Origin of the sequence: Pseudofrankia coriaricola (genome assembly GCF_032027725.1) — a bacterium.
GTDB lineage: Bacteria > Actinomycetota > Actinomycetes > Frankiales > Frankiaceae > Pseudofrankia.
This window is the reverse complement of sequence record NZ_JASNFO010000044.1, coordinates 38,364-63,198: the sequence shown is the minus strand read 5'-3', so window position 1 is coordinate 63,198 and position 24,835 is coordinate 38,364. Positions and strand designations below refer to the sequence as shown.

The 24,835-nt window shown below is 69.8% G+C and carries 21 protein-coding genes; 17 read left to right on the top strand and 4 right to left on the bottom strand.

Annotated features, from left to right (window positions below):
- Nucleotides 1-14: 14 nt before the first annotated feature.
- Nucleotides 15-1,163, top strand: a complete 1,149-nt coding sequence (locus QOZ89_RS23820; RefSeq protein ID WP_071046740.1) for a cation diffusion facilitator family transporter — start codon at nucleotides 15-17, stop codon at nucleotides 1,161-1,163.
- 144 nt (nucleotides 1,164-1,307) lie between these two features.
- A complete protein-coding gene (locus QOZ89_RS23815; protein WP_312625313.1) occupies nucleotides 1,308-1,517 on the top strand; it encodes a hypothetical protein in 210 nt (69 codons plus the stop codon).
- Nucleotides 1,518-2,085: 568 nt separating this feature from the next.
- On the opposite strand, the gene QOZ89_RS23810 is transcribed toward QOZ89_RS23815, so the two are convergent.
- Complete coding sequence (locus QOZ89_RS23810) at nucleotides 2,086-2,520, bottom strand: metalloregulator ArsR/SmtB family transcription factor (protein ID WP_312625311.1); 435 nt, start codon at nucleotides 2,518-2,520, stop codon at nucleotides 2,086-2,088.
- An 80-nt stretch (nucleotides 2,521-2,600) separates the two neighbouring features.
- On the opposite strand from QOZ89_RS23810, the gene QOZ89_RS23805 reads away from it, so the two are divergent.
- Nucleotides 2,601-4,580 carry a heavy metal translocating P-type ATPase gene (locus tag QOZ89_RS23805; protein WP_312625309.1) on the top strand — a complete coding sequence of 660 codons (1,980 nt, stop codon included), beginning with the start codon at nucleotides 2,601-2,603 and terminating at the stop codon, nucleotides 4,578-4,580.
- 167 nt (nucleotides 4,581-4,747) lie between these two features.
- Here the strand turns inward: QOZ89_RS23805 and QOZ89_RS23800 are convergent, their stop codons facing one another.
- On the bottom strand, nucleotides 4,748-5,110 hold the full coding sequence (locus tag QOZ89_RS23800; RefSeq protein WP_071046743.1) for an ArsR/SmtB family transcription factor: 363 nt from the start codon (nucleotides 5,108-5,110) through the stop codon (nucleotides 4,748-4,750).
- Nucleotides 5,111-5,366: 256 nt separating this feature from the next.
- On the opposite strand from QOZ89_RS23800, the gene corA reads away from it, so the two are divergent.
- Both corA and QOZ89_RS23790 read left to right on the top strand, forming a co-directional pair.
- Nucleotides 5,367-6,398: a magnesium/cobalt transporter CorA gene (gene corA / locus QOZ89_RS23795; RefSeq protein ID WP_071046744.1), complete on the top strand. Its 1,032-nt coding sequence runs from the start codon at nucleotides 5,367-5,369 to the stop codon at nucleotides 6,396-6,398.
- 423 nt (nucleotides 6,399-6,821) lie between these two features.
- On the top strand, nucleotides 6,822-7,838 hold the full coding sequence (locus QOZ89_RS23790; protein WP_312625307.1) for a magnesium and cobalt transport protein CorA: 1,017 nt from the start codon (nucleotides 6,822-6,824) through the stop codon (nucleotides 7,836-7,838).
- Nucleotides 7,839-8,008: 170 nt separating this feature from the next.
- Here the strand turns inward: QOZ89_RS23790 and QOZ89_RS23785 are convergent, their stop codons facing one another.
- Nucleotides 8,009-8,608, bottom strand: a complete 600-nt coding sequence (locus tag QOZ89_RS23785; protein WP_312625305.1) for a hypothetical protein — start codon at nucleotides 8,606-8,608, stop codon at nucleotides 8,009-8,011.
- 134 nt (nucleotides 8,609-8,742) lie between these two features.
- Between QOZ89_RS23785 and QOZ89_RS23780 the strand changes: the two genes are divergently transcribed.
- Both QOZ89_RS23780 and QOZ89_RS23775 read left to right on the top strand, forming a co-directional pair.
- Nucleotides 8,743-10,686: a sensor histidine kinase gene (locus tag QOZ89_RS23780; protein ID WP_312625303.1), complete on the top strand. Its 1,944-nt coding sequence runs from the start codon at nucleotides 8,743-8,745 to the stop codon at nucleotides 10,684-10,686.
- Complete coding sequence (locus tag QOZ89_RS23775) at nucleotides 10,686-11,321, top strand: response regulator transcription factor (RefSeq protein ID WP_312625436.1); 636 nt, start codon at nucleotides 10,686-10,688, stop codon at nucleotides 11,319-11,321. Before QOZ89_RS23780 ends, QOZ89_RS23775 begins: the two co-directional genes overlap by 1 nt.
- A gap of 339 nt (nucleotides 11,322-11,660) precedes the next feature.
- Here QOZ89_RS23775 and QOZ89_RS23770 read toward each other — a convergent pair whose 3' ends face one another.
- Entirely contained in the window at nucleotides 11,661-13,007 is a 1,347-nt protein-coding gene (locus QOZ89_RS23770; RefSeq protein WP_312625301.1) for a cation:proton antiporter, read from the bottom strand.
- 302 nt (nucleotides 13,008-13,309) lie between these two features.
- Here QOZ89_RS23770 and QOZ89_RS23765 point away from each other — a divergent pair, with 302 nt between their 5' ends.
- The 10 genes from QOZ89_RS23765 to QOZ89_RS23720 all read left to right on the top strand — a co-directional run bounded on the left by QOZ89_RS23765 (nucleotide 13,310) and on the right by QOZ89_RS23720 (nucleotide 24,730).
- A complete protein-coding gene (locus QOZ89_RS23765; RefSeq protein ID WP_116271407.1) occupies nucleotides 13,310-14,221 on the top strand; it encodes an MBL fold metallo-hydrolase in 912 nt (303 codons plus the stop codon).
- 274 nt (nucleotides 14,222-14,495) lie between these two features.
- The gene (locus tag QOZ89_RS23760) at nucleotides 14,496-15,554 is read left to right on the top strand and encodes a methyltransferase (RefSeq protein WP_491723669.1); all 1,059 of its coding nucleotides are present in this window, start codon (nucleotides 14,496-14,498) and stop codon (nucleotides 15,552-15,554) included.
- Between the two features lie 154 nt (nucleotides 15,555-15,708).
- The gene (locus QOZ89_RS23755) at nucleotides 15,709-16,974 is read left to right on the top strand and encodes a cytochrome P450 (RefSeq protein ID WP_312625298.1); all 1,266 of its coding nucleotides are present in this window, start codon (nucleotides 15,709-15,711) and stop codon (nucleotides 16,972-16,974) included.
- Nucleotides 16,971-17,375, top strand: a complete 405-nt coding sequence (locus tag QOZ89_RS23750) for an SCP2 sterol-binding domain-containing protein (RefSeq protein ID WP_312625297.1) — start codon at nucleotides 16,971-16,973, stop codon at nucleotides 17,373-17,375. Before QOZ89_RS23755 ends, QOZ89_RS23750 begins: the two co-directional genes overlap by 4 nt.
- A 100-nt stretch (nucleotides 17,376-17,475) precedes the next feature.
- Nucleotides 17,476-18,714 (top strand): NAD(P)/FAD-dependent oxidoreductase, encoded by a 1,239-nt coding sequence (locus tag QOZ89_RS23745; RefSeq protein WP_071046751.1) that lies wholly within the window; start codon nucleotides 17,476-17,478, stop codon nucleotides 18,712-18,714.
- Nucleotides 18,715-18,860: 146 nt separating this feature from the next.
- A complete protein-coding gene (locus QOZ89_RS23740; RefSeq protein ID WP_312625293.1) occupies nucleotides 18,861-20,090 on the top strand; it encodes a cytochrome P450 in 1,230 nt (409 codons plus the stop codon).
- A gap of 205 nt (nucleotides 20,091-20,295) precedes the next feature.
- Nucleotides 20,296-21,465 (top strand): glycosyltransferase, encoded by a 1,170-nt coding sequence (locus QOZ89_RS23735; RefSeq protein ID WP_071046752.1) that lies wholly within the window; start codon nucleotides 20,296-20,298, stop codon nucleotides 21,463-21,465.
- A 199-nt stretch (nucleotides 21,466-21,664) separates the two neighbouring features.
- Nucleotides 21,665-22,255 carry a dTDP-4-dehydrorhamnose 3,5-epimerase family protein gene (locus QOZ89_RS23730; RefSeq protein WP_071046753.1) on the top strand — a complete coding sequence of 197 codons (591 nt, stop codon included), beginning with the start codon at nucleotides 21,665-21,667 and terminating at the stop codon, nucleotides 22,253-22,255.
- Between the two features lie 2 nt (nucleotides 22,256-22,257).
- Nucleotides 22,258-23,376, top strand: coding sequence for a Gfo/Idh/MocA family protein (locus tag QOZ89_RS23725; RefSeq protein WP_071046754.1), 1,119 nt, complete (start codon nucleotides 22,258-22,260; stop codon nucleotides 23,374-23,376).
- Nucleotides 23,318-24,730: an NDP-hexose 2,3-dehydratase family protein gene (locus QOZ89_RS23720; RefSeq protein WP_312625290.1), complete on the top strand. Its 1,413-nt coding sequence runs from the start codon at nucleotides 23,318-23,320 to the stop codon at nucleotides 24,728-24,730. Before QOZ89_RS23725 ends, QOZ89_RS23720 begins: the two co-directional genes overlap by 59 nt.
- The last annotated feature ends 105 nt before the right edge of the window (nucleotides 24,731-24,835 follow it).

Here is a 24,835-nt window from a genome sequence, read left to right as displayed (position 1 = left end):
AGGCGTGAGCTGCCGTGAGCGACCCGACTACGACCCGCGAGCCGCCCGGCCACAACCACGGCCACGGGCGGGGCGGTGGCCACCGGCACGAGCACGCAGGCCACGGCGAGCACGGGCACGACCACGGCGAGCACAGGCACGGGCACGGCCATGACCAGGAGCCCGGACCGGGCCGGTGGGCGCGGTTGCGGCACCGGGCCGCGCACGTGGTCACCCCGCACAGCCACGAGGCATCCGACAAGGTCGACCCGGCGATGGAAGCCTCCGCGGACGGCATGCGCACGCTGTGGATCTCGCTCGCCGTCCTGGGCGTCACCACCGTGCTGCAGGCCCTGGTCGTGGTCCTGTCCGGGTCGGTGGCCCTGCTGGGCGACACCATCCACAACGGCGCCGACGCCCTAACCGCCGTACCGCTGGGCATCGCGCTCGTCCTCGGCCGCCGAGCCGCGACCCGCCGGTTCACCTATGGCCTCGGCCGCGCCGAGGACCTCGCCGGGATCGCCATCGTGCTCACCATCACCGCCTCCTCCGCGCTCGCGGCCTACACCGCGATCGACCGGCTGCTGGACCCGCGCGACGTCGGCTACCTGCCCGCGGTCGCGGCCGCCGCGGTGACCGGCTTCGTCGGCAACGAGTGGGTTGCCCGCTACCGCATCCGCACCGGCAGGCGGATCGGTTCGGCGGCGCTGGTCGCCGACGGGCTGCACGCCCGCACCGACGGCTTCACCTCCCTGGCCGTCCTGCTCGGCGCCGGCGGGGCCGCGCTCGGCTGGCGGCTGGCGGACCCGATAGTCGGCCTGCTGATCACCGTCGCGATCCTGGCGGTCCTCAAGGAAGCGGCCAAGGAGGTCTTCCGCCGCCTGATGGACGCCGTCGACCCCGCCCTGGTCGACACCGCGGAGACCGCCCTGCGCCAGGTGCCCGGCGTGGTCGGGGTGGGCGAGGTACGGATGCGGTGGATCGGCCACCAGCTGCGGGCCGAGGCCACCGTCGTCGTCGACGGCTCCCTCAGCCTGTGGTCCGCACACCAGGTCGCCGTCGACGCCGAACACGCCCTACTGCACGCCGTTCCCCGGCTGACCGCCGCTCTGATCCACCCCGACCCCACCCGCACCGGCGGGGAAGACCCGCACGCCGCACTGGCCCACCACCAGGCCGCCTAACCACCGCCCCCGTGCCTCCCGCCGGTGGATTCGGTGGCGGGCGGACCGGCGACGACGACGGCAACCCGCGCAGCCTTCGGACTTTCGGCCGATCCGCGCTCCACTGACGCCTACGGCCCCACCGGCCCGGGGAGGGCACACCGTATGAGCACGCACGACCACGACCGCGACCGCGACGACGGCGGGCACGAGCCGGGCAGCGGGCACGCAGGGGATTCCCACAGGGTGTCAGCCGACGCCGACCGGCGTTGGCTGACCATCGCGCTCGCACTGATCGCCACCTTCATGGCCGCCGAGGTCGTGATCGGCGTGCTGGCCAACTCCCTGGCGCTGATCTCGGACGCGGTCACATGAGCGAACGGCGCGTTGGGAAGATGTGAATGGTCCTGGTCGCGGTGAAATCTCACCTCTCCGTGGCTATCCGACGCCCGCACCGCGAGCAAACCCGGCCTGTCCGATACACGCGCGCCGCGCCGGCGGTCGCGGCGCGTCTGATCTGGTCCCGCGCGAGCGATGGCCAGGCTCCGCCGCACGCGCCCCGACCGGTGCAACCCCCCGGCGGCTGCTGACCGCGAACCTTGCTGTAGCACAACGGCGACGCCGGCAGGCCGACCACTGCGGGAAGGCCCGCGGTCCGCGTCGGTCAGATGCCGGCCACATGCGCGATCCGGCCCACCAGAGCGGTGATGAGCATGGCGGCGCCGCCACCAACACGACGCGCAGGGCCGGGCGCCGCATCGGGGTACCCGCGGGCCCGGGCACCGAGCATCCGGCGACGGCGAGGCCGGCAACGGTCACGACGACGACCACGCCACGCACGGCAGGGACCCGCACACGATGCTCAGCCACCACAGTGTCCGGCGCCTGACCGGGCCTTGCGCGGGGAGGGCTTCCGGCTGCTCCCCTTCGTCGGTCACCGGGACTACAAGGCGTCCGCCGGGGCCGCTGCCATCGTGGAGAGCGGCTCCACCGCTTCGGCGGGGGTGTCGGTCATACCAAGCCGCAGGTGCTCGACGTGGTGGATCGCCTGGTCGAGCAGCTCGGCCACGTGGTTGTCGTACAGGGCGTAGATCACCGAGCGGCCCTTGCGGGTGCCGACCACCAAGCCGAGATTGCGCAGGAGCCGTAGCTGGTGGGAGCAGGCGGACTGTTCCATGCCGACCTCGGCAGCCAGGTCGGTGGCCGCGAGTGGTCCCTCGCGGAGCCGGGCAAGGATCAGCAGCCGTGAGGGAGTCGCCAGCGCCTGGAGCGTGGTGGCGACCTTGGCGGCGTTGGTCGCGTCCAGGCGGGTGCGCGGGACGGCGTTCTCGGCGGCGGTGACGGCTCCATGGCCCATGGGGCCGATGATACCGGCCACCCAGGAACAAATGAAGAAATGTTCATGTGTTCCTGTATCGTGGTGGGGCGCCGAGTTCCCGCGTGAAGGGTCACCGCCGCATGCCTTCCACTCTGACCCGTCCGGCTCCGGCCGGCGGCGCCGTCCGTGACGCGGTGGTGCCCAGGCGCCGCACCCGGATCTTCGCGGTGCCCGAGGCCCGCTGGGCCGCGGCCGCCTTGGTGCTGTTCCTGATCGCGCTGCCGCTGCAGCTGCTCGGAGCTCCGGCGTGGGCCTGGGTGCCGCTGTACGCGCTGACCTATGCGATCGGCGGCTGGGAGCCGGGCTGGGCGGGCCTTCAGGCACTGCGTGAGAAGACCCTGGATGTGGACCTGCTGATGGTGGTCGCCGCGATCGGTGCGGCGGCGATCGGGCAGGTCCTCGACGGCGCCCTGCTGGTCGTCATCTTCGCCACCTCCGGTTCCCTGGAGGCCATTGCCACCGCCCGCACCGCGGACTCGGTGCGCGGCCTGCTGGACCTCGCCCCGACGACCGCCACCCGGATCGCCGACGACGGCGGCGAGGAGACGGTGGCCACCGGGCAGCTCGCGGTCGGTGACACCATCCTGGTGCGACCCGGTGAGCGGGTCGGCGCCGACGGCCGTGTCCTGGACGGGGCGAGCGAGGTCGACCAGGCCACCATCACCGGGGAGCCGCTGCCGGTGGCGAAGGACGCGGGGGAGGAGGTGTTTGCCGGCACCCTGAATGGCACCGGCGCCCTGCGGGTGAAGGTCGAACGCGACCCGTCGGACTCGGTGATCGCCCGGATCGTGGCCATGGTCGAGGAAGCCTCCGAGACCAAGGCGCCCACCCAGCTGTTCATCGAGAAGGTCGAACAGCGCTACAGCCTCGGCATGGTCGCGGCCACCATCGCACTGTTCGCCGTCCCGCTGCTGTTCGGCGCCGCACTGCAGCCGACACTGCTGCGGGCGATGACCTTCATGATCGTCGCCTCGCCGTGCGCGGTGGTGCTGGCCACCATGCCGCCGCTGCTGTCCGCGATCGCCAACGCCGGACGCCACGGCGTGTTGGTCAAGTCGGCCGTGGTCATGGAGCAGCTCGGGCAGATCGACGCCGTGGCGCTGGACAAGACCGGCACCCTGACCGAAGGCACCCCCCGGGTCACCGACGTCCGTCCGCTGGTCTCTTCCGGCCTGACCGAAGACGCGCTGCTGCGGCTCGCGGCGGCGGCCGAGCACCCCAGCGAGCACCCGCTGGCCCGCGCCATCGTGGACGCCGCCCGCACCCGGGACCTCGACATTCCGCTGGTGGAGGACTTCAACTCCGCCCCCGGCACCGGGGTCACCGCCACCGTCGACGGCCGCGGCGTGGCGGTCGGCAGCCCCGCCCGGCTGCTGAACGGCCGCACCGACCACCCTGCCGCCGCGGTCGCCTGGCAGCTGGAGAGCGAGGGCCGCACCGCCGTGCTGGTCGAGGTGGACGACACCCCGGTCGGGGTGCTGGGCATCGCCGACCGGCTGCGCGAGGACGCCGCCGCGACCGTCTCCGCGCTGACCAGCCTGACCGGCACCTCTCCGGTCCTGATCACCGGCGACAACCCGCGCGCCGCGGCCCGCCTCGCCGACGAGGTCGGCATCACCGATGTCCGCGCCGGGCTCCTGCCGCAGGACAAGGTCAGCGCCGTCCAGGAACTGGAGCAGGCCGGGCACAAGGTTCTGGTGGTCGGCGACGGCGTCAACGACGCCCCGGCGCTGGCCACCGCCCACACCGGCATCGCCCTGGGCCGGGCCGGATCCGACCTCGCCCTGGAGACCGCCGACGCCGTCGTCGTGCGCGACGAACTGGCCACCATCCCCACGGTCGTGGCGCTCTCCCGCCGGGCCCGCAAGTTGGTGGTGCAGAACCTGGTCATCGCCTCGCTCTTCATCACCGGCCTGGTGGTCTGGGACCTGGCCGGCACCCTCCCGTTGCCCCTCGGTGTCGCCGGCCACGAGGGCTCCACCGTCATCGTCGGACTCAACGGCCTGCGCCTGCTGGCCGACGCCGCCTGGCACCGCGCCCGCAGCCGGAACGGCCAGTGAGCCGCTGCAGCCGCGAGACCGCCGCCCGCTACGGCGCAGGCGGGAGGGGTGCGTTGCACTGTCACCGTCTGCCGGGGCTGCTGCTGCGGCACGCCGAAGGTCCTTGGTCTGGACCACGCCGCCCAACTCGCTGACCTGCGCGCCAGCTTGCCAGCCATGCACGTAGATCATGCGCCATGGGCTCGTCGCCGGCGTGCCGGGCTGTCGCGCAGGTCGTCGTGGTGGCGGACGGCGCGTTGGACGATCTCGACGACGTGCGGGTCGTCGACCAGATACACCTGCCGTTTGCCTTCGCGGCGGGCGCGCACGAGGCCGGCGAGTCTGAGTTTGGCCAGGTGATGGCTGACCGTGGCCACGCTCTGGCCCACTTCGTCGGCCAGGGTGCCGACGTCGCGTTCGCCCGCCGCCAGCAGCCACACGATGTGCAGGCGGACGGTGGCCGAGAGCAGGCCGAACGTGGCCGCGGTGTCCTGCAGCAGGTCGAGCGGCAACGCGTCCGATGGCGGCTGGGCGGAACGGTCGTGGGGCACGGGTCGTCCTTCCGGGCGGTCTGCGCTACTCGGGTGCCACCGTCAGCGTCACCACCCCTCGATACTTGCGCAAATGTTTGACTGTTCGACCTGGCGACGGGTCTACTGGGGTCGGGTGTGCGGCGGTCGCGGAGGCCGACCGGGCACGCCGTGGACGGTCGTCCCGCGGCGGGTGCGGAACTCGTGTGGCTCCGGCCGGCACCGCCATCCGCGCGGATCGAGGCGGAGACCGTTCGCGGCCCGGGGAGTTGATGTGATGACCGTTGTCGAGAACGCGTTCTACAGCGAGGGGCGGCGGCTGGCGCAGCCGGACACGCTGGCGGACACCTACCAGCTGCTCCGGGACCACCGCGACGGGAACAAACAGGATCTGGCGTGGATCGGCCTGGTCCGTCCGGACGAGCAGGAGATCGCCTCGATCGCCACCGAGTTCGACCTGCACGAGCTCGCGATCGAGGACGCCGTGCAGGCGCACCAGCGGCCCAAGCTGGAACGGTACGGCAAGACCCTGTTCGTGGTCCTGCGCGCGGCCCGCTACGACGACGCCCGGGAAGAGGTCGACTTCTCCGAGCTGCACGTGTTCATCGGCGACGACTTCGTCATCACCGTCCGGCACGGCGACGCGCCGGACCTGCCCCGGGTGCGGCGACGGATGGAATCCGACCCCGACCTGCTGACCCACGGCCCCGAGGCGGTGTTGTACGCGATCCTCGACCGGGTCGTCGACGACTACGCCCCGGTCGTCGCCGGGCTGGAAAACGACATCGACGAGATCGAGACCGAGGTGTTCCGCGGTGCCCCCGAGGTCAGCCGGCGTATCTATGAACTGTCCCGGGAGGTCATCGAGTTCCAACGGGCGGCCAAGCCGCTGACGGGCATGTTGGACGGGCTGGCGGCCGGTTTCGCGAAGTACGGCGTCGACACCGAGCTGCAGCAGTACCTGCGCGACGTCTCCGACCATGTGGTGGGTGTGGTGGAACGCATCGACGGCCTACGCCAACTGCTGCAGAACATCCTGACGGTCAACACGGCGCTGGTCGGGCAACGTCAGAACGAGGAGATGAAGACCCTGACCGAGGCCAGCCTGGCACAGAACGAAGAGGTCAAGAAGATCTCCGCCTGGGCGGCCATCCTGTTCGCCCCTACCCTCATCGGCACGGTGTACGGGATGAACTTCGATCGCATGCCGGAACTGGGCTGGGCATTCGGCTATCCCTTCGCCCTCGGACTGATGGGCGTGGTCTCCGCCCTGCTGTACGTGATCTTCCGCCAGCGGCGGTGGCTGTGACCAGCGACCGGGACGGACGGATGGCGCACCAGGGATCTGGCCGTGGCTGGCTCTGATGCACGACCCCGACCGCGAACGGCAGCGATCCCGCCTCACATGATCCCGCACGGGCACGTCGCGCCGGCACCCGAGCACGCCCGCCGACTACTGACCACAGGCCGATGTTGTGGTCGTCTGGTGGTGTAGCTCCGGTCTGCCGGCCGCCGGATGCCTGTCCGGCCAGCAGACGGTCGGCCGACCGACCGACCGCCGTAGGCTTCTCCCATGGACGGGGAGCGTGACCGTGTGCCGAGGCCACGTCGTCCCGCGCCCAGCCCGGCCTTCACCATCAGGGATGGCGCCAGTCGGCTTGGTGGCGCCCTGCGCAGGCGAGTGTCGCTAGTCCATCCTCGGCGGCACCCGTCCGGCATGGAGGGCGGGACGTTGGGTGACCGCGACTCGATCGTGGCCTGTGCGGTGTACCGCAATGGCGAACGCGACGCCCACCCGTGCGGGTTCGACGCGGCGCTGCGCGCCGTACGTGCCGGACACAACGGTTTTGTCTGGCTCGGCCTGTACGAGCCGTCCGAGCACGACCTGTCGGCGGTGGCAGCCACCTTCGGGCTGCACCCCCTCGCGGTGGAGGACGCCAGCTACAACCATCAGCGCCCCAAGCTGGAACGCTACGACGACACCCTGTTCGTCGTGCTGAAGACCATCCGCTACGTCGAGCACGACGAGATCTCCGCGAGTTCCGAGATCGTCGAAACTGGGCAGATCATGGTCTTCCTCGGCTCCGACTTCGTGGTCACCGTCCGCCATGGCGCGTACGGCGAGCTGCAGACCCTGCGTGCCCGGCTGGAAGCCCGTCCGCACCTGCTCGCCCGCGGCCCCGCCACGGTGCTGCACGCCATCGCCGACCACATCGTCGATGACTACCTGAAGGTCGCCGACCGTGTGGAGACCGACATCGACTCCATCGAGAACGCGGTGTTCGACCACCGGATCCGCTTCCCCGACGCGGGCGCCGTCTACCAGCTCAAACGGGAGGTGGTGGAGTTCAAGCACGCCGTCCTGCCGTTAGCCGCCCCGCTGTGGGCTCTCGCCGACCCCGACAGCAGCGTCGGCATGGTTCCCCGTGAGGTCCGCAGCTACTTCCGTGACGTCGAGGACCACCTGAACCGGGTCACCGAACGCATCGCCGGGTTCGATGACGTGCTCGGCTCCCTCCTGCAGGCGACACTCGCCCAGGTCTCCGTCGCCCAGAACGAAGACATGCGCAAGATCAGCGCCTGGGTTGCCATCGCCGCCGTCCCTACCGCGACCGCAGGCATCTACGGCATGAACTTCGACCACATGCCCGAACTGCACCAGGCCTGGGGCTACCCCGCCGCCCTGGCATTCATTGCCATCGTCTGTGTGGCGCTGCACCGCGCTTTCAAACGCAACGGCTGGCTGTAGACCCGCGCCGCTGTCACGGTTGCCGGTCTCACCGTCGTCGGAATACCCGGTGCCCGCGCTGCGATCACCGCGCTCGTCCGCGCGGCCCCCGCCCGGACCGCTCGACAGAGCAGCGGCGGCCACGGCCACAACACACAGCAGTCCGATCCGGCGGATCCGACCTTGTCTTCTCATGACGCTATCCCCGCCGTCGTTCGTCCGCCGACGGTGGGATCAGCGTCTGCTGGCGGTGCGGGCTCTCGCCGCACGGCCAGTGCACCGAAACCGACGACCGCGGCGATGCTGTCCGCGACGCCGAGAGCGGGGATGTTGCCGATGTTCGCGATCGGGAACGCGAGTGCGGCGAGCCCGATCAGGATCGCGGTCCACCGCGGTGCGACGCCTCGCAGTGCGATCGCGCACATCAGGAGCATCAGCGGGAAGCCCAGCCCGAGGGGTTTGATCAGGACGGCCGCGCCGCCCCGGTCCACCAGGGAGACGTCTCCGAGGGCGACGTGGATCGCGTCGAAGCCGTAGGCGACGTTGCCGGCGATCCCGATCGAGCCCACGACCAGCAGCGCGGCCCCGAGCGCGCCGGACGTCCAGGTCGCGACACGGATCAGTACGAGCGTGTAGGCGACGGCGCCGAGGACGTGGAAGACCCCGCCCGCGGAGTCGGACTCCCAGCCGCGCAGGGCGTAGAGGACGGTGGCGACCAGGTAGAGGACGGGCGCGACGACGAGTGACGCGCTCAGCAGCCGATCGGCTTGTGAGCCGGGGACGGCATTCACGGGAAGCTCCTTGTGGGTCGGTCTGGATCGGACCCGACCACCGTCGCGGCGCGACCGCGGCGACACATCCGAGCAGACCCGGCGGGGTTGCAGGGTTATCCCGGTACCGCGCGGCAAGCGCCCCGGTGCACCATGTGGCTGTGCTTCGGATCCCGCCGCGCGTGTCGGGACCGGCGAGCGGCGTCGCCGTCACGGCGCTGGTGGCGGGCGGTTTCGCCCTCGGGGTCCGGCTCGACAATCTGCACAACGGCCTGCTCGGCGTCGCCTTCACCGCCGTTGGGCTTTACGTGGTGTGGCAGCGGGCGGCCAACCGTGAGGCCTGGCTTTTCGTCGCCACCGGGGTGGCACAGGCGGCGATGTTCGCGGCCCGCCAGTACGGCCTGCGCACCCCCGCGCTGCCCGCCGCCTCCTGGATCGGCTGGCTCGGTGTGTGGCCGCTCCCGCTGGTGTTCGTGCTGACCGCGGTCACTCTCATGAGCTTCCCGACCGGGCGGCTGCCCTCGCCCGCGTGGCGGGCGGTTGTCGGGACACTGGCTGTGCTGGGCGTCGCGCTCGCGGCGATGTCGGCGCTGTGGCCGGTCGAGTACGAGCGGGTGCCGCTGGCCGCGCCGCACCCGCTGCACATCCCGGGCGCCGCGGCCGCGGCCGCCATCCACCCCTGGGCGGCAGCGATTGGCTACCCGGCGTTCCAGCTCGTCTGGGTGGTGTGCGCGATCGCGCGGCTGGCACGCGCCCAGGGTGATGAGTCCCGGCAGTTGCGCTGGTTCGTCTTCGCCGTGGCGGCGACGGGGGCGGTGATGGCCGTGGGGCTGATCGGGTGGGGCACACCCGAGCCCGGGCTGCTGGCCGTGCCGCTGGTGCCGCTGGCCGCGGGGGCGGCCATCCTCAAGTACCGCCTCTACGACGTCGACCCGGTGATCAACACGACGCTCGTCTGGGGCGCGATGGCGGCGGTGGTCACCCTCGGGTACGCCGTCATCGTCGTCGCCGTCGGCAGCCTGATCGGCGGTTCGGGCACGCTGCTCGCGCTGCTGGCCACCGCGCTGGTCGCCGTGGCGTTCGAGCCGCTGCGCCGCCGCGCCCAGCGGGCGGCGGACCGGATCGTCTACGGCCGCCGCGCCACCCCGTACGAGACCCTGTCACGGCTGTCCGCCCAGCTGACGGGCCCGTCGAGCGGACTGCTCGACGGGCTGTGCGCCACGGTCGCCGAAGGCACGGGTGCGCGGCGGGTTGTGCTGTGGACGGGACCCGCCGACGAGCTGCGCGCGGTGTCGGCGTGGCCGGCGGGGTGTCCGGGCGAGGTGCGCACCTTCGACGAGCTGGCGCTCGGCGGGCGCGCGGTGCCGGTGGCACACGGTGGCCGGACCGTCGGCGCGCTCGCCGTGACGGCGGGAGCGCGTGGCTCGTTGACCTCCCAGGAACGCGGTCTGCTCGCCGACCTGGCCGCCCAGGCGGGTCTCGCCCTGGAGCTGCGCGCCAGCGCCCAGCGCCTGGTCGCCGCGGGCGACGAGGCCCGGCGCCGGCTGGAGCGCGACCTGCACGACGGGGCCCAGCAGCGGCTGGTCACCGTCGCGATGGAGCTCGGCGCGCTCGCCCAGGCCGCCGACGGCGCCGCCGCGTTCGCCGAACGGGCCGAGTCGGCCCGCCAACAGCTGCTGCAAGCCACCGCCGAGCTGCGCGAGACTGCGCGCGGGCTGCACCCGGCCGTGCTCACCCAGGACGGGTTGGAGGCCGCGCTCGGCTATCTCGCCGACCGGTCCGCCGTTCCGGTGCGCCTGCGCGTCGCCGTGGACCGCCGGCTGGCACCCACGGTGGAGGCGACGGCGTATTTCGTCGTCAGCGAGGGCCTCACGAACGCGGCCAAGCACGCCAATGCCCGGATCACGACCGTCACCGCGGAGCTGACCGCGCACGGGCTGCTGCTGGAGGTCCGCGACGACGGCGTGGGCGGGGCGCAGGCGCGTCCAGGATCCGGCCTGGAAGGACTCACCGACCGCCTCGCCGCCCTCGACGCCAGGCTGGTCGTCGACAGCGGGCCCGCGGGAACGCGGCTGCGGACGGTGATCCCGTGCGGGTGATGCTGGCGGACGACGCCGTCCTGTTCCGGGAGGGGCTGGCCCGCATCCTGACCGAGATGGGCTTCGACGTCACCGGCCAGTACGCCGACGGAGACACGCTGGTCGCCATGGCACGCGGCAACCCACCCGACGTGGCGGTGTTGGACCTACGGATGCCACCGGGCTTCGCCGACGAGGGCATCGAGGCCGCGCGGGCCATCCGAGCCGCCGCACCATCGGTCGGGCTGATGCTGCTGTCGCAGTACGTCGAAGTGCACCACGCCCTTCGACTGATGACCGAGTTCGACGGCGGGGTCGGCTACCTGCTCAAGGATCGCGTCTCCAACCTGGACGTCTTCGGCGCCGAGCTGCGCAACGTCGCCGCCGGAGGCACGGCGATCGATCCCGAGCTGGTCGTCCGGCTCGTCACCCGCCGCCGCGAGGACGACCCACTGGCCAGACTCACAGACCGCGAACGGGCAGTGCTGGCCCTGATGGCACGCGGACACTCCAACACCGCCATCGCCACCGACCTCTACCTCGCCGTGAAGACCGTCGAAGCCCACGTAACCTCGATCTTCACGAAACTCGACCTGGCGCCAGGCGATCGCGAACACAGACGCGTACTCGCCGTCCTACGCTTCCTACGCGCATAGCCGGGAGCACGCCGAGGCGCGGCGGCGGGAGCTGGTCGCCGACGTCGGGATCACCCGCGTGGACGCCACTATCCCCGCTGGATCGACTCTGTCTTGCAGGCCCTCTGCCACGATCCCGACCATCAAGTCCATGGCGGACTCACCGCGTTAACCCCCAGGTGAGCGCCTGGCTGGGCCGCGACCACGGACACAGACCCTCCGAGGTAGCCGATAGATCGGGCACGCGACCTTTCGATGTGCGCGGTTCGGTCAAGCCTGGCGTCGTACTGCTTAGTGATCCTGGGGACAACGGCCGCCGGGTGTGCGAAGGAAGATCATTTTCGCACACCCTTTGGCCCTCTAGCCAGCAGTCGACGCGGAACTACCAGCCGGCACGCTGTCTCCCCAGGCCAACGGTTGGCGAGGAGCCTCCTCGACGACCTCGTCGCGGCGGCGTATCGCCCAGCGCAGCGTAGGCCCGGCCATGATCGACGTGACGATGGCGACCAGCACGATGGTCGTGTACATGGCCGTCGTCAGGACCCCCAGTTGAACTCCGACGGTGGCGACCACGATCTGCACGACCCCGCGCGCGTTGAGGCCCGCGCCGAGCGCGAGCCCGGTCCAGTGGTCGAGGCCTCCGGCGCGGGCTCCAGCGTAGGCCCCGACGAACTTGCCGACGACAGCCAGGAGGAGCACGACGACCGCGACCAAGGCGGTGCTCGGGTGCAGCAGCGCACGCAGGTCGGTACGGAAGCCGGCGGTCGCGAAGAACAGCGGCGCAAGCACACCTAGCACCACGGTCCGCAGCGGCGCGAGCTCGGCTGGGCGCAGCTCCCGTCCGGCGCCGAGCACCGTCCCGACCGCGAAGGCGCCCAGGATGGCCTCCAGACCCATCGCCTGGGTGGCGGCTGCCGCCGCGAAGATCGTCACGAAGACGACGGCGAGCGGGCCGTTCGTCCCGCCGTGATGGCGGGCCCACCTGAGCGGCGCGTTGCCCACCACCCGACCGAGAACGACCGCGCCGACCACCGTCACGGCCACCCAGCCAATCGTCTTCGCGATGTCACCGGCGTGCGCGCCGGTCGTCGCTTGCGCCGAGACGACCCCGAGGAGCAGCCAGCCACACACGTCGTCGACGGTGGCCGCGGCCAGCGTGAGCTGCCCGATCTCGCGGTGGATCATTCTCAGGTCGAGGAGAATCTTGGCGATGACCGGAATCGCGCTCACGGCCAGGGCGACGCCCAGGAACAACGCGAAGGTCGTCCGGTCAACCCCGGCGGGAACGAGCCGCGAGGGCAGGAGGAGGCCGGCGCCGATGCCCAGGCCCAGCGGGATGACCAGGCCGCCGAGACTCACGGGAACGGTCGCAGCGACCTTGCCGCGCAGGAACCGTGTGTCGATTTCGATGCCCGTCAGCCCGACCAGCAGCACCAGGCCGACCTGGGCGACGGCGTCGATCAGGTTGGCCTGGACGGCGACGCGGGGGAACAGCCAGCCGGACAGGCTCGGCGTGGCCGCGCCCAGCAGCGACGGGCCGAGCGCGATCCCGGCCAGGAGCTCGCCGACCACCGCGGGCATCTTGACCCGGGCCGCAGCGGCGCCGAGCAGACGGGCCACGAGCACCAGCAGGCTGATCTGGAGCAGGAAGACAAGCAGCCGGTGGCCCGGAATCGACGCGACGATCGTGGCGGACGCGACGGGCATGCATTCTCCAGGAAGGGTCGCCGCCGCCCATCGGACGGGAGGCGGGTGGCGAATCGTCGGCAAGGCGAAGAACCCCGGTTCCGGCCGGCCAACTTGTCGCGGGTGCAGCCTGGCGCCCGCGGCTCAAATCACGCTCAAGTGTCCAGCCGGCCGGCGGGCCGCGAGGCCAGCCGGCCTCCGCCACCTGCCGTCGCGAGTTCGTGGCTGTCATCGCCGGGATCCCGTGGCCGGGTCACGGCGCGCCGGACGATGGTTGGTCGTCCTTCGAGTGACATTTGAGCGCCTGCCGCGAACGTGTCGGCGTGCCCATCCTGACCGGCGAGCCCAGACTCGAGGAGATAGCCGACGGAATTCAGGCGTTCGTGCAGCCGGACGGCGGCTGGTGCCTGAACAACGCCGGCCTGCTGCTCACTCCAGGTGGCAGCCTTCTCATCGACACCGCGGCCACCGAGGCGCGCGCCCGGCTTCTTCGCGCGTTCGCGGTGGAGGCGGCGGGCACCCCGCCCACGATGCTTGTCAACACGCATTCGCACGGCGACCATACCTTCGGGAACTTCATGTTTCCCGAAGCCAGTTTGGTGGGAAACGATCGCACCAGGCGGGAGGCTGCCGAGGCCGGGCTCCACCTCACCCGGCTGTGGCCCGAGGTCGGTTGGGGCGCCGTTGAAGTGGTGCTGCCCGACGTTACCTTCAGCGAACGAATGACCATCTACCGGGACGGGCTCGAGATTGAGCTGCGCTCCTTTGGGCCAGCACACAGCGCCTGTGACACGGTCGTCTGGCTACCACGTCAGCGTGTGCTGTTCGCCGGCGATCTGGTCATGTCCGGGGTTACGCCGTTCGTCCTGACAGGATCGGTCGCGGGGCTGCGATCGGCGGTGGCGGGGCTGCGGGAGCTCGGTGCGGTCACCATTGTTCCCGGGCATGGACCGGTGGGCGGGCCGGAACTCCTGGACGCCACCGAGCGCTATCTGGACTGGCTGACCGGGCTTGCCCGATCTGGTCTCGACCAGGGGCTGACCCCCCTGCGAGCTGCCCGGGAGGCCAAGCTCGGCGAGTTCGCCGAGCTGCTCGACCCCGAGCGGCTGGCGCCGAACCTGCACCGGGCGTACGACGAGCTGCGCGGCGGCGGCCCCGGGTCGTTCGCGGCAGTCGATCAGCTGTTCACCGAGATGGTGGAACTTCACGGACGCCTTCCCACATGCCATGCCTGAGGCCGAACACCTTTTGCGCTGTCACCCCTTTCCTGGTCCGGAATCCGTGCACCTGAGCCGCGCGGCGCCGACGACGTCTCCGGCGGGAGGCCCAGCCGCACCGCTTGCTTTTTAGTCAGACTCTAGCGGCGCTACACAACGAGCTACCAGGGTTTGGACAACCAGTAGCAACGCGTTGTCCGGCACCGAGAGATGTCCGACGTCCTCGTCCCAGTCCGCACGCTGTCCGCGTCGACGGACGACCATACGAACATTTTCGGCAGCCCGGGAGGAAATGCAGATGACGTTGATCAGGAGCAGCTCATCCATCCCTGACGGAGTGAGCGGCCCGTCTCCCGTGACGATGCTGCGAGATCTCTCACTCGCGTCCGCCGCGCCGGCAGCGCTGCGGGCCGCCATCCAGATCGGAGTCGCCGACGAGATCGCGGATGCGCCGGTGGGCGTCGAACGGCTCGCCGCGGCCCTCAAGGTCAACGCGGCCGTGCTCGTCCGCCTGTTGCGCAATCTGCGGTGCTACGGGGTCTTCGCCGAGACCGAGGGCGGCATCGTGCACACCCCTGTCTCCCGGCTGCTGCGGAGCGACGCCGCCACGAGCCTCAGATCGTGGGTGCTGTGGGTCACCGAACCATGGGCGTGGCAGTTGTGGCCCGATCTGGAGCAGGCGGTGCGATCGGGGCGTGGAGCGTTCGAGGACACGTACGGCAGGGACTTCTTCACGCACCTTCACAAAGAGTGGCCCGAATCGACCGAGATCTTCAACCAGTCGCAGACGGAGCTGAGCCGGCTGACATCCGCGGCCCTCGCCGCGACGTTGGATCTCAGCGAGATCAAGACCTTCGCCGATGTCGGAGGCGGCCGCGGATACACTCTCGCGACCCTGCTGGAAGCCAATCCGCACCTGCACGGGACGCTTGTCGATCTTCCTGCCGCGGTCATGCATCCGGATCCGCGGCTGCACCCAGACGGCACCCTGGCGTCGCGATCCCGGGTAATGGAGGGGGACTGCCTCCAGGAAGTCCCGGTCGAGGCAGATGTGTACCTCTTCAAGAGCATTCTCGAATGGGACGACGAGAAGACGGTGACCGCCCTCCGTAACGCTGCCCGAGCGGGTCGGCCCGGAAGTCGCGTACTCGTCGTGACGAATCTCATCGATGACAGTCCTGAAATCAGGTACGCAACCGGTATCGACCTGCTCTTCCTGCTCAACACGAACGGGAAGCGGCACACGAGGACCGGGGTCACCAGGCTCGTGGAAAAAGCGGGCCTGAGGCTTGACGGCGTCAGCCCTGCCGGACAACTCCTGCACGTGATCGAAACGACCGTGCCCGGCTGATGGCTCCGCCGCCCGCGCCGGCGGCATGTCGAGGTGCCCGCCGACAGCCCCTGGATCGCCCGATCCGACCCGGCTCCGGTCGTGTGGATGGCCCGTCAGGCGGCCGCGGGTGCGGGTGCGCCGTCACGCTGATCGAAGAACTGAGGAGTCCACGATGGCCACCTACACGGCCGACCCGAGAGCCGCGGCCAGGCATGCCGCCAACGAGGCGCTTGCGGAGATCCTGTTCTCCCCGGAGGGGAGGCTGGACCCGTATTCACGGTTCCACCGGCTGAGAGAGGCCGTCCCGGTCCACCACAGTACCTTGGGGATCTGGCTGGTCACTCGATATGACGACGTCAACGAAACGCTGCGAAGCAAGCAGATCGGCAAGGACGTACGCACGTTCATGGCCGGCCGATTCAGCGGTGGCTGGGAACAGCATCCAGCCCTGCGCAAACTCGCTTCCACGATGCTGTGGGCGAACCCGCCAGAACACACGCGGTTGCGCCAGGCCCTCGGTCACGCGCTTACGGTGAAGCGGGTCATGGCGTACCGCGGATTCATCGAGCGCAAGGTCGACGAACTGCTCGAGCCGATCGCCCAGGCGGGCGGCGGCGACATCTGCAATGATTTCTGCTACCCACTCCCGCTCAGTGTCGTGGCCGCGCTCATAGGCATCCCGGACGAAGAGGCTCCGTTGCTTCGGGAGCCCATCAGGGACTTCCAGCGGACGTTCGAGCTGGGCATGACCGCGTCTGAGCTGCACAAGGCCGACCAGGCGGCCGAGTTCCTCGACGGTTATTTCGGAGACCTGGTGGACCGGACGCGCCGCCAGCCGGGCGACGACCTGCTCTCGGCGCTGATCGACCCGGCGGACGGGGGCGACCGGTTGACTCGTTCCGAACTGGCGCAGATGTGCAACATGATCATTGCTGCCGGGTCCGAGACGACGACCTTCTTCCTCAACAACGGAATACGCCTCTTCGCCGAGCACCCCGACCAGGCGGACCTGGTGCGCGCCGACCCGAACCTGCTGAATCAGGCGGTCGAGGAGGTTCTCCGCTTCGACCCGCCCGTGCACATGCTGCCCCGGACGACGAGCGAACCGCTGGATATCGCCGGTGTGACAATTCCGGCGGGCTCTCGGCTGATGATGCTGATCGCCGCGGCGAACCGCGACCCGACCCGCTTCGCGGATCCAGACAGATTTGACGTCACCCGAACCGGTCACCCGCCGGTCTCGTTCGGTGCGGGCATACATTCGTGCGCGGGCTCGAGGCTCGCCAAGATGCAGGGGGAAGTCGTCTTCTCGACCGTTCTCCGCAGATTCTCCCAGATAGAGGTAGCGCGGCCGCCGCTGCCTCGGCCGAGGGTCACCCTGCCCCAGGTCGAAGCGCTTCACATCCGGGTTGGCAACCGCGGGGACGGGGCGTCGTGACCACTGGAGCGGGCGTGGCCTTCCTGTCCAAGGAGTACCTGACGGCCCTCGAGGAGCTGGCGCCGGTCAGCCAGCCGGTGATACCGCACGTGAACGTCCGGACCCAGTTCCGCGCGATCGGGACTCCCGAGGGCGTCGTTGACTACCATTTCCTGATCGAACAGGGGGTCATCACCGGGGCGGGTCGTGGACTCCTTGACGACTGCGACCTGACGATCACTGCGGCCTACCGTGATCTGGTCGATTTTCAGGCAGGCGAGCTGCACGCGGCCACTGCTTTCGTCACTGGTCAGTTCGCCGTCACCGGGGACAAGGCGAAGCTGCTGGAGCTGATGGTCGTTCTGCAAAGCGGGTACTACCACCAGTTCACCGCAGAGCTGTGGGCCCGGACCGCTCGGTGAGGAACCGCCGGGACCAAAGGCCGTCTCTCGGCGAGACACCCGGTGTGAGAACAACTGGGCTCTGGCCCGTCATCTCGAGTTGAAAACAGGAGGTCAATCGGTGCGCGATCAGTATGACGTCGTCGTCGTGGGCGGAGGGCCAGCCGGCGCCACCGCCGCCGGGCTGCTGTCCAAGCGTGGTCGACGTGTGCTCCTGCTGGAGAAGGAGAAATTTCCCCGGTACCACATTGGCGAGTCCCTGATACCGGGGGTCATGCCGGTCGTCAGGGAACTCGGCGCGACGGGGGCTATGGCGGACCTGGGCGCGATCAAGAAGTACGGCATCACACTGATCTGGGGCGGCCAGACCCGGGAACCGTGGAACATCCGCTTCGACGAGATTCCCTCGGACCATCCGGCGAATGAGCTGGCTGAAAGGCCGCACGCCTACGAGGTGAAGCGGGCCGAGTTCGACAACATGTTGCTGACTCATGCCCGCCGGCTCGGCGTGACGGTCATCGAGGAGACGACCGCGCGGGAGGCGATCTTCACAGACGGTCGCTGCACCGGTGTGCGTTACAGCCCCAACAACTCGGGCCAGACCGCCGAGGTGCACGCGCCGTTCGTCATCGACGCCTCGGGACAGTCGAAGCTCATGGGCCGGAGCCTCGACACGGTCGAGTGGCACGCGGACCTCAAGAACCTCGCGGTCTGGACATATTTCCAGGGAGGCACCCGCTACGAGGGCGAGGAAGCCGGCAACATCACGGTGGAGGCCCACCCGAATGGCTGGCTGTGGATGATTCCCTTCAGTGACGACACCTGCGGCGTCGGGTTCGTCGCGGCGAGCAGTGAGTTTGTCGACCCGGCGCTGTCGCCACCGGCGATCATGGCCCAGCGCATCGACGAGTCGGCGGCGGTCAAAAAGCTGCTCACAGGCGCGGTGCAGGTGGCCCAGCCTCGCACGGCCAAGGACTGGTCCTACACCTGCAGCAGGCTGAGTGGACCCGGCTTCCTGCAGACCGGCGACGCCGCGGCGTTCATCGACCCTCTGTTCTCCACCGGTGTCATGCTGGCTATGAAGGGCGGCTCACTGGCCGCGGCCGCGGTCGAAAGAATTCTCGACGAGCCGGATTCCGAGGCCAGGCTACGGAAGGACTACGAACAGGAGTACCACTCCGTCCTTGATGTGGTCGTCTCCTTCGTACGGTACTTCTACGACAAGAGCCGGGCCGTCCAGGACTACTTCGAGCGGGCCCAGTCGCTGATTGACCCCAAGGAGGAGAGGAAGGCCCGTCAGGACTTCATTCTCCTCGTCTCCGGCATGGCCAAGGCGGTGGAGGGCTGGCGGTTGAACTGAGCCGCCATCGGCCGCGCGCGCCACCGGTGTCCGGCCTGGCCAGGGTGCGGGAAGACTGACGCCCCGTGTTTCTTCACTGTCAGTAAGACGACGAGGCCACGGCCTTTCTGACTGCACACTGTCGAAGAGATTAGGTTGAACTTGCCATGCGGATGACCGCGCAGGTCAGCGATCTTGATCCTTTCGCGCCGGAGGTCCTGTCGGATCCGTACCCGACGTACAAGCGGCTGCGCGAGGCCGGTCCGGTGGTCTGGCTGGAGCGGTATGGCGTCTGGGCCACCGCGCGCGACAGTGTCGTTCGGGCGGCTCTGCTCGACCACGAGACGTTCATCTCGTCAGCAGGCACCGGACTCGCTGACCTGCGCCTGTCACCGGGCCCCGGCGCGCCGGGCTCCGACGGCGATCCGACACCGCGCTCACGCAGCCTGCTGCAGCAGTCCGACCCTCCCGAGCACACCCGGGCACGGCATGTCGTCGGCTCCGTCCTCGCGCCGGCCGCTCTGCGTGCGTTGCGCGAGACGTGGGCCGTGGCGGCGGACGAGCTGGTCGGTGGGCTGGTCGGCATCGGTGAGATCGATGGAATTCGACAGCTTGCGCAGGCGCTGCCACTGCGGGTGTTCGCGGACGCGGTCGGTCTTCCGAGGGAGGGCCGGACGGAGAACGTGCCGCCCTTCGTCGAGATGGCGTTCAACGCGTTCGGACCGCCCAACGAGCTGGCGGTACGGTCCAGGAGCGGTGGCCTGACGGCCGCCCCATGGATCGTCGAACACTGCCTCCCAGAGAACCTGAGCCCGGACGGGTGGGGCGCCCAGATCCACCGGGCAGCCCAGCAGGACGGCTTCAGTCGCGACGAGGCGACCGCCCTGGTGCGATCGCTCCTGGTCGCCGGGATGGATACGACCGTGAAGGGACTCGGCGCCACGCTCTGGTTCCTGGCCGCCCACCCGGAGCAGTACGCCCGGCTGAGTGCCAGCCCGAGCCTGGCGCGGGCCGCGTTCGACGAGTCCGTGCGCCTCGAGTCGCCGATACAGCTCTTCTTCCGGTGCGTGTCGCGGGATGTGGATCTGGCGGAAGTCCGCCTGTGCACGGACGACCGGATTCTCCTGCTCTTCGGCGCGGCCAACCGCGACCCCCGGCGTTGGGACGACCCGGATCGGTTCGACCTCGGCCGCGCCGCCGGCGGACACCTCGGGTTCGGGGCTGGTATCCATGCCTGTGTCGGTCGCGCCATCGCCTATATGCAGGCCGAGGCGGTGCTCACAGCTCTGGTTCGCCACGCCGCCTCCCTAGAGCTGGCCGGCCGGGCGCGGTGGCGCCCGAACAATGCGCTTCGCGGGCTGGCCGAACTGCCGCTGAGGCTGTCGCCGCGCCGGTGAGGACGCGCGCATGGCCCTGACGACCAACCCTTGCCGCCGGGTGGTTCGGACGGCCGTGATCTATAGCCAGCTTTGAGCGCCGCTTCAACGCCGGTCACCAGGATCGTCGCAGAAAGTCTAGCGGTACGGGCTCACAGCCCGACCGCGGAATACTTCTGAATACTTTTACGGAGCCGCACCGACGAGTTAGGGCGCAGGAGTCGTGATGCGCATTCTCATGATATCGTCCCCCGTTCCCAGCCACTTCACGCCGATGGTCCCGCTCGCCTGGGCGTTCCGGGCGTCTGGACATGACGTCCTGGTCGCCGGACAACCTGACGTGATGACGGCCGTGCGCTCCGCCGGCCTCATCGGCGTGAGCATCGGCGAGCCGTTCGGCTACGCGAGCTGGATGCGCGGTGTCACGGGAGACAGAAGACCGGTCGAGACGATGCCCCGGCCCGGTGTGCCCGGACGGTCGGAGAACATCGGCGAGGTATGGGCGACGCACGCCAGGAACACGATGGCCCGGTATCTCGAGTTCGCCCGGGAATTCCGCCCGGATCTGATCGTCGCCGACCAGGTCGAATACGGGACCCTCATCGTCGCGGAAGCGCTTGGCGTTCCCTCCGTTCACCACCGGTGGAGCGTCGACCCGCTGTCCGACCCATACCTGCGCCGCATGCGGACGGCGCTCGCCCCGCTGGCCACCGAAGCGGGTCTGGACGAGTTCCCCGGGCCCACTGTGACGCTGGACCCCTGCCCGCCCACGCTCCAGGTCCCGTCGGCGACACCGGGGACCCCGATCCGGTACGTGCCGTTCAACGGCCCGGGAGAACTGCCGGCGTGGGCCCGCGCGCGGCGGGCGACCGGGCCGGACGGCCGGACGGTCGTCATCTCGCTCGGCAGAAACACGCTGGCCCTCAACGGAGTCCCGCACCTGAATCTGATGCTGCGGACCTTTGCCGCTCTTCCGGACGTCACGGTGATCGCGACCGTGGATCAGGAATTTCGATCCGTCGTCGAGGCTCCCCAGACCGTGCGCATCATCGAGCCGACCCCGCTGGAGCTGATTCTCGGGGAATGCGACGTGCTGGTGCACCACGGCGGCGCGGGCTCGTCGCTCACCGCGACACTCCTCGGTCTGCCGCAGCTTGTGCTCCCTCAGTTTCCCAGCTCGTTCGCGACCGGGGAGCGGCTGCAGGCACTCGGTGCGGGCATCACGATCGATGGCGCGGAGGAACAGAGCGACCCTGGCGCTCTTTCCGCGGCCGTGGGGGCCTTGCTGGACGATTCCGGCCATCGGCGGGCGGCGGAGAAGCTGCGCCACGAGATGGAGTCGATGCCGGCCCCTGCGCTGGCCGCCGCCGATCTGATCGGCCGGGTCAGACGGTGAGCGAAAAGCTTGGCGCGACGAACAGGCGACCATCCAGAGCGGCACGGCGAGGAGTAGCGATGAACACACGGGTCACCGGCGGGAGCTGTGGCCGGGTCACCACGCCGCGGGTCTGCCCGAAGGACGCGTCGTGACGCATCAGGGCGACAGCCGGACATGGGATCACGGCGGCCCGGACGTTCCGGCCGGTGGAGGCAGGATGGAGCAGCTCGATGTGGAGGGCGTCTGGCGGTTCCTCCCTGAGGTGCTGAAAGACGACCGGGGGGAGTTCACAGAGTGGTTCCGGCCGGATCCATTCGGATTTCACGTCGGGCACCGACTGGCGCTCGGGCAGGCCAATCTCTCGGTGTCCCGGGCCGGCGTGGTTCGGGGTATCCATTTCGCCGATGTGCCCCCTGGGCAGGCGAAATGGGTGTGCTGCGTCCGCGGTGCCGCGCTCGATGTGGCCGTGGACGTGCGGCTGGGCTCGCCGACCTTCGGCCGCTGGACCGCGACCCGTATCGATCCCCACCGGCGGCAGGTGCTTTATCTGCCGGAAGGAGTGGGGCACGCGTTCATGGCGCTCGACGATGACACCACTGTCGTTTATCTGTGCTCGCAGCCGTATGTAGCCGCCCGGGAACGGGCTGTGTCGCCTGTCGACCCGGAGATCGGCATCGAGTGGCCGAAGAACCATCCGATAGTTCTTTCCCAGAAAGACACGCACGCTCCATCCCTGAAAGAAGCCGAAGAGAGGGGAATCCTTCCCTCGTACGAGGCGTGTCGCAGGTACGCGAAGGAGCTGACCTGACGATGAGCCCCCTGCGCGTCGGTGTGATGGGCTGCGCCGGCATCGCCCTGCGTCGGTTGCTGCCCGCCATGTCGGCCTCTCCCAAGGTCCAGGTCACCGCGGTCGCGAGCCGTGACTCGGCACGGGCCCGCGATGCGGCAGGACGGTTCGGGGCCGAGCCCGTGCACGGCTACGCCGCGCTGCTGGGGCGTCCAGACGTGGACGCGGTCTACGTTCCGCTGCCCGTCTCGCTGCACGCCTACTGGGTCGAGGCGGCGCTCAGGGCCGGCAAACACGTCCTGGCCGAGAAGCCGTTGACGACCTGCCAGGCGGATACCGAGCGCCTTCTCGCAGTCGCCCGAACCCTCGGGCGAGCACTGGTAGAGAACGTCATGTTCGTGCATCACCCTCAGCACGCGGCGGTCGCGAGGCTGGTGCGTGACGGCGCCATCGGCGAGCTGCGCTCATTCCATGCGGCCTTTTCGGTGCCACGGCGGCCGGAGGGTGACATCCGCTATTCGGCCGAGCTGGGTGGGGGAGCGCTGTGGGATGCGGCCGTCTATCCGCTCCGAGCGGCCCTCTACTTCCTCGGCGACGAACTGGCGGTCGCGGGGTCGACCCTCACCCATGCGCCGTGGACGGACGTCGACCTGGGTGGCGCCGCGCTGCTGCTCACTCCGGGCGGAGTAAGCGCGCATCTCAGCTTCGGTCTCGACCACGTCTACCGGTCCCGCTATGAGCTGTGCGGCAGCGACGGGCTCATCGTGGTCGAGCCCGCCTTCACCCCGGCTGCCGAGCACGTGCCGCACATCCACCTCGAACGGTCGGTCCATCGGGAGACCGTCGTGCTGACGGCGGCTGACCAGGTCCGCCTCGCGGTCGGCGCCTTCGCGCAGGCCGCCGCGCGAGCGGCCCCTCCCGATCCGGCATCGCTTCGCGCGGCGTCTCTGCTCGATGAGCTGCGGACCCGGGCGCAACTCGCGGGAAACGGATCGACGACCCACTGCTCAGCCCTTGCGGGAATCCCCGACATGGGCCACCAGGACAGGGAACCCACAGAGATCTCAAAGGAGAGTGAGCGCGATGCCCACCTCGGCACCCCCCTCCGGGGCGCTGGCGGGCCTGCCCGCCCTCGGCCGTGAGGACCCGGAGCTACCCGCCCGGTTGGCCCGGTCGGCCGCCGAGCCAGGCGCGGCCGCTGAGGAACGGGCCGCCGATGTCGTCCGCTGGCTGCTCGCGCGTCACCAGGCAAACTCCTTCCGGGTGACGCCGATCCCATTCCAGCGGCTGGGCCAGTGGTCCTTCGATCCAGACAGCGGGAACCTCGGACACCGCAGCGGCCGCTTCTTCACCGTCGAAGGTCTCGACGTGTCGGTGTCGGACGGCATGGTCCCGCGCTGGCAGCAGCCGATCATCAGGCAGCCGGAGACGGGCATCCTGGGTCTGCTGGCCCAGGAACGCGACGGCGCACTGCGCTTCCTGATGCAGTCCAAGATGGAGCCCGGCAACCCCAACCTGATCCAGCTGTCGCCGACCATTCAGGCCACTCGCAGCAACTACACCGCCGTGCACAAGGGCGCGCCGGTCAGGTACCTGGAATACTTCGTCGATCCGCGGCGGGGGCAGGTCCTCGCCGACGTGCTCCAGTCGGAACACGGCTCGTGGTTCTATCAGAAGCAGAACCGGAACATGATCGTGGAGACGCGGGAGGACGTCGAGCCACACGAGGATTTCCGCTGGCTGACGCTCGGCGAGATCGGTGCTCTGCTGCGTCGGGACCTTGTGGTCAACATGGATGCCCGCACGGTGCTCGCGTGCGCGCCGGTGAACGAGGACTCGCCGGGATCCCTACTCACCGGTACAGAGCTTTTGTCGTGGTTCACCGGAGAACGGGCCCGCCACGAGGTCCGAGCCGAGCTGATACCGCTGGCCGAGGTGGACGGCTGGCGCCACGGCCCCGATGCCATCGAGCACCACCTGCGACGTTACTTCCGCGTCGTGGCCGTCGACGTCGAGGCGGGGAACAGGGAGGTGGCAGGTTGGGACCAGCCGCTGTTCGAGCCGTGCCGGACCTCAATCGCGGCGTTCGTCACCCGACGCTTCTCGGGCGTTCCGCACCTGCTGGCGCACGCTCGGGTCGAGGCCGGCTTCCTGGACACGGTGGAGCTCGGCCCCACGGTCCAGTGCACTCCGGAGAACTACGCCGGAAAGCCACGGACCGAGCGGCCGGCCTATCTGGATCTCGTGCTGGCGGCTAAGCCGTCGGGGATCGTGTACGAGGCCAGGCACTCCGAGGAGGGTGGCCGGTTCCTGAACGCGGTGAGCCGGTACCTGTTCGTCGACGCGGACAAGGCGGGAGTACCGGCTGAGCCGCTTCCAGGCTATCAGTGGGTGACGCCGGCTCAGCTCGGCGCGCTTGTCCGGCACGGTCACTACGTCAACGTGCAGGCTCGCACCCTGCTGGCCTGCCTCACCGCCGGAGCCGTCCGGCTCTGACGCCGCGGGTCCCGGGGCTCAGGTCCACAGCTGACTGTTACCCGCGCCCGGCCGCCCGCGCGGCCCGAAAGCTATCTGGTAGGCACCATCCCGACTAACTGGCCC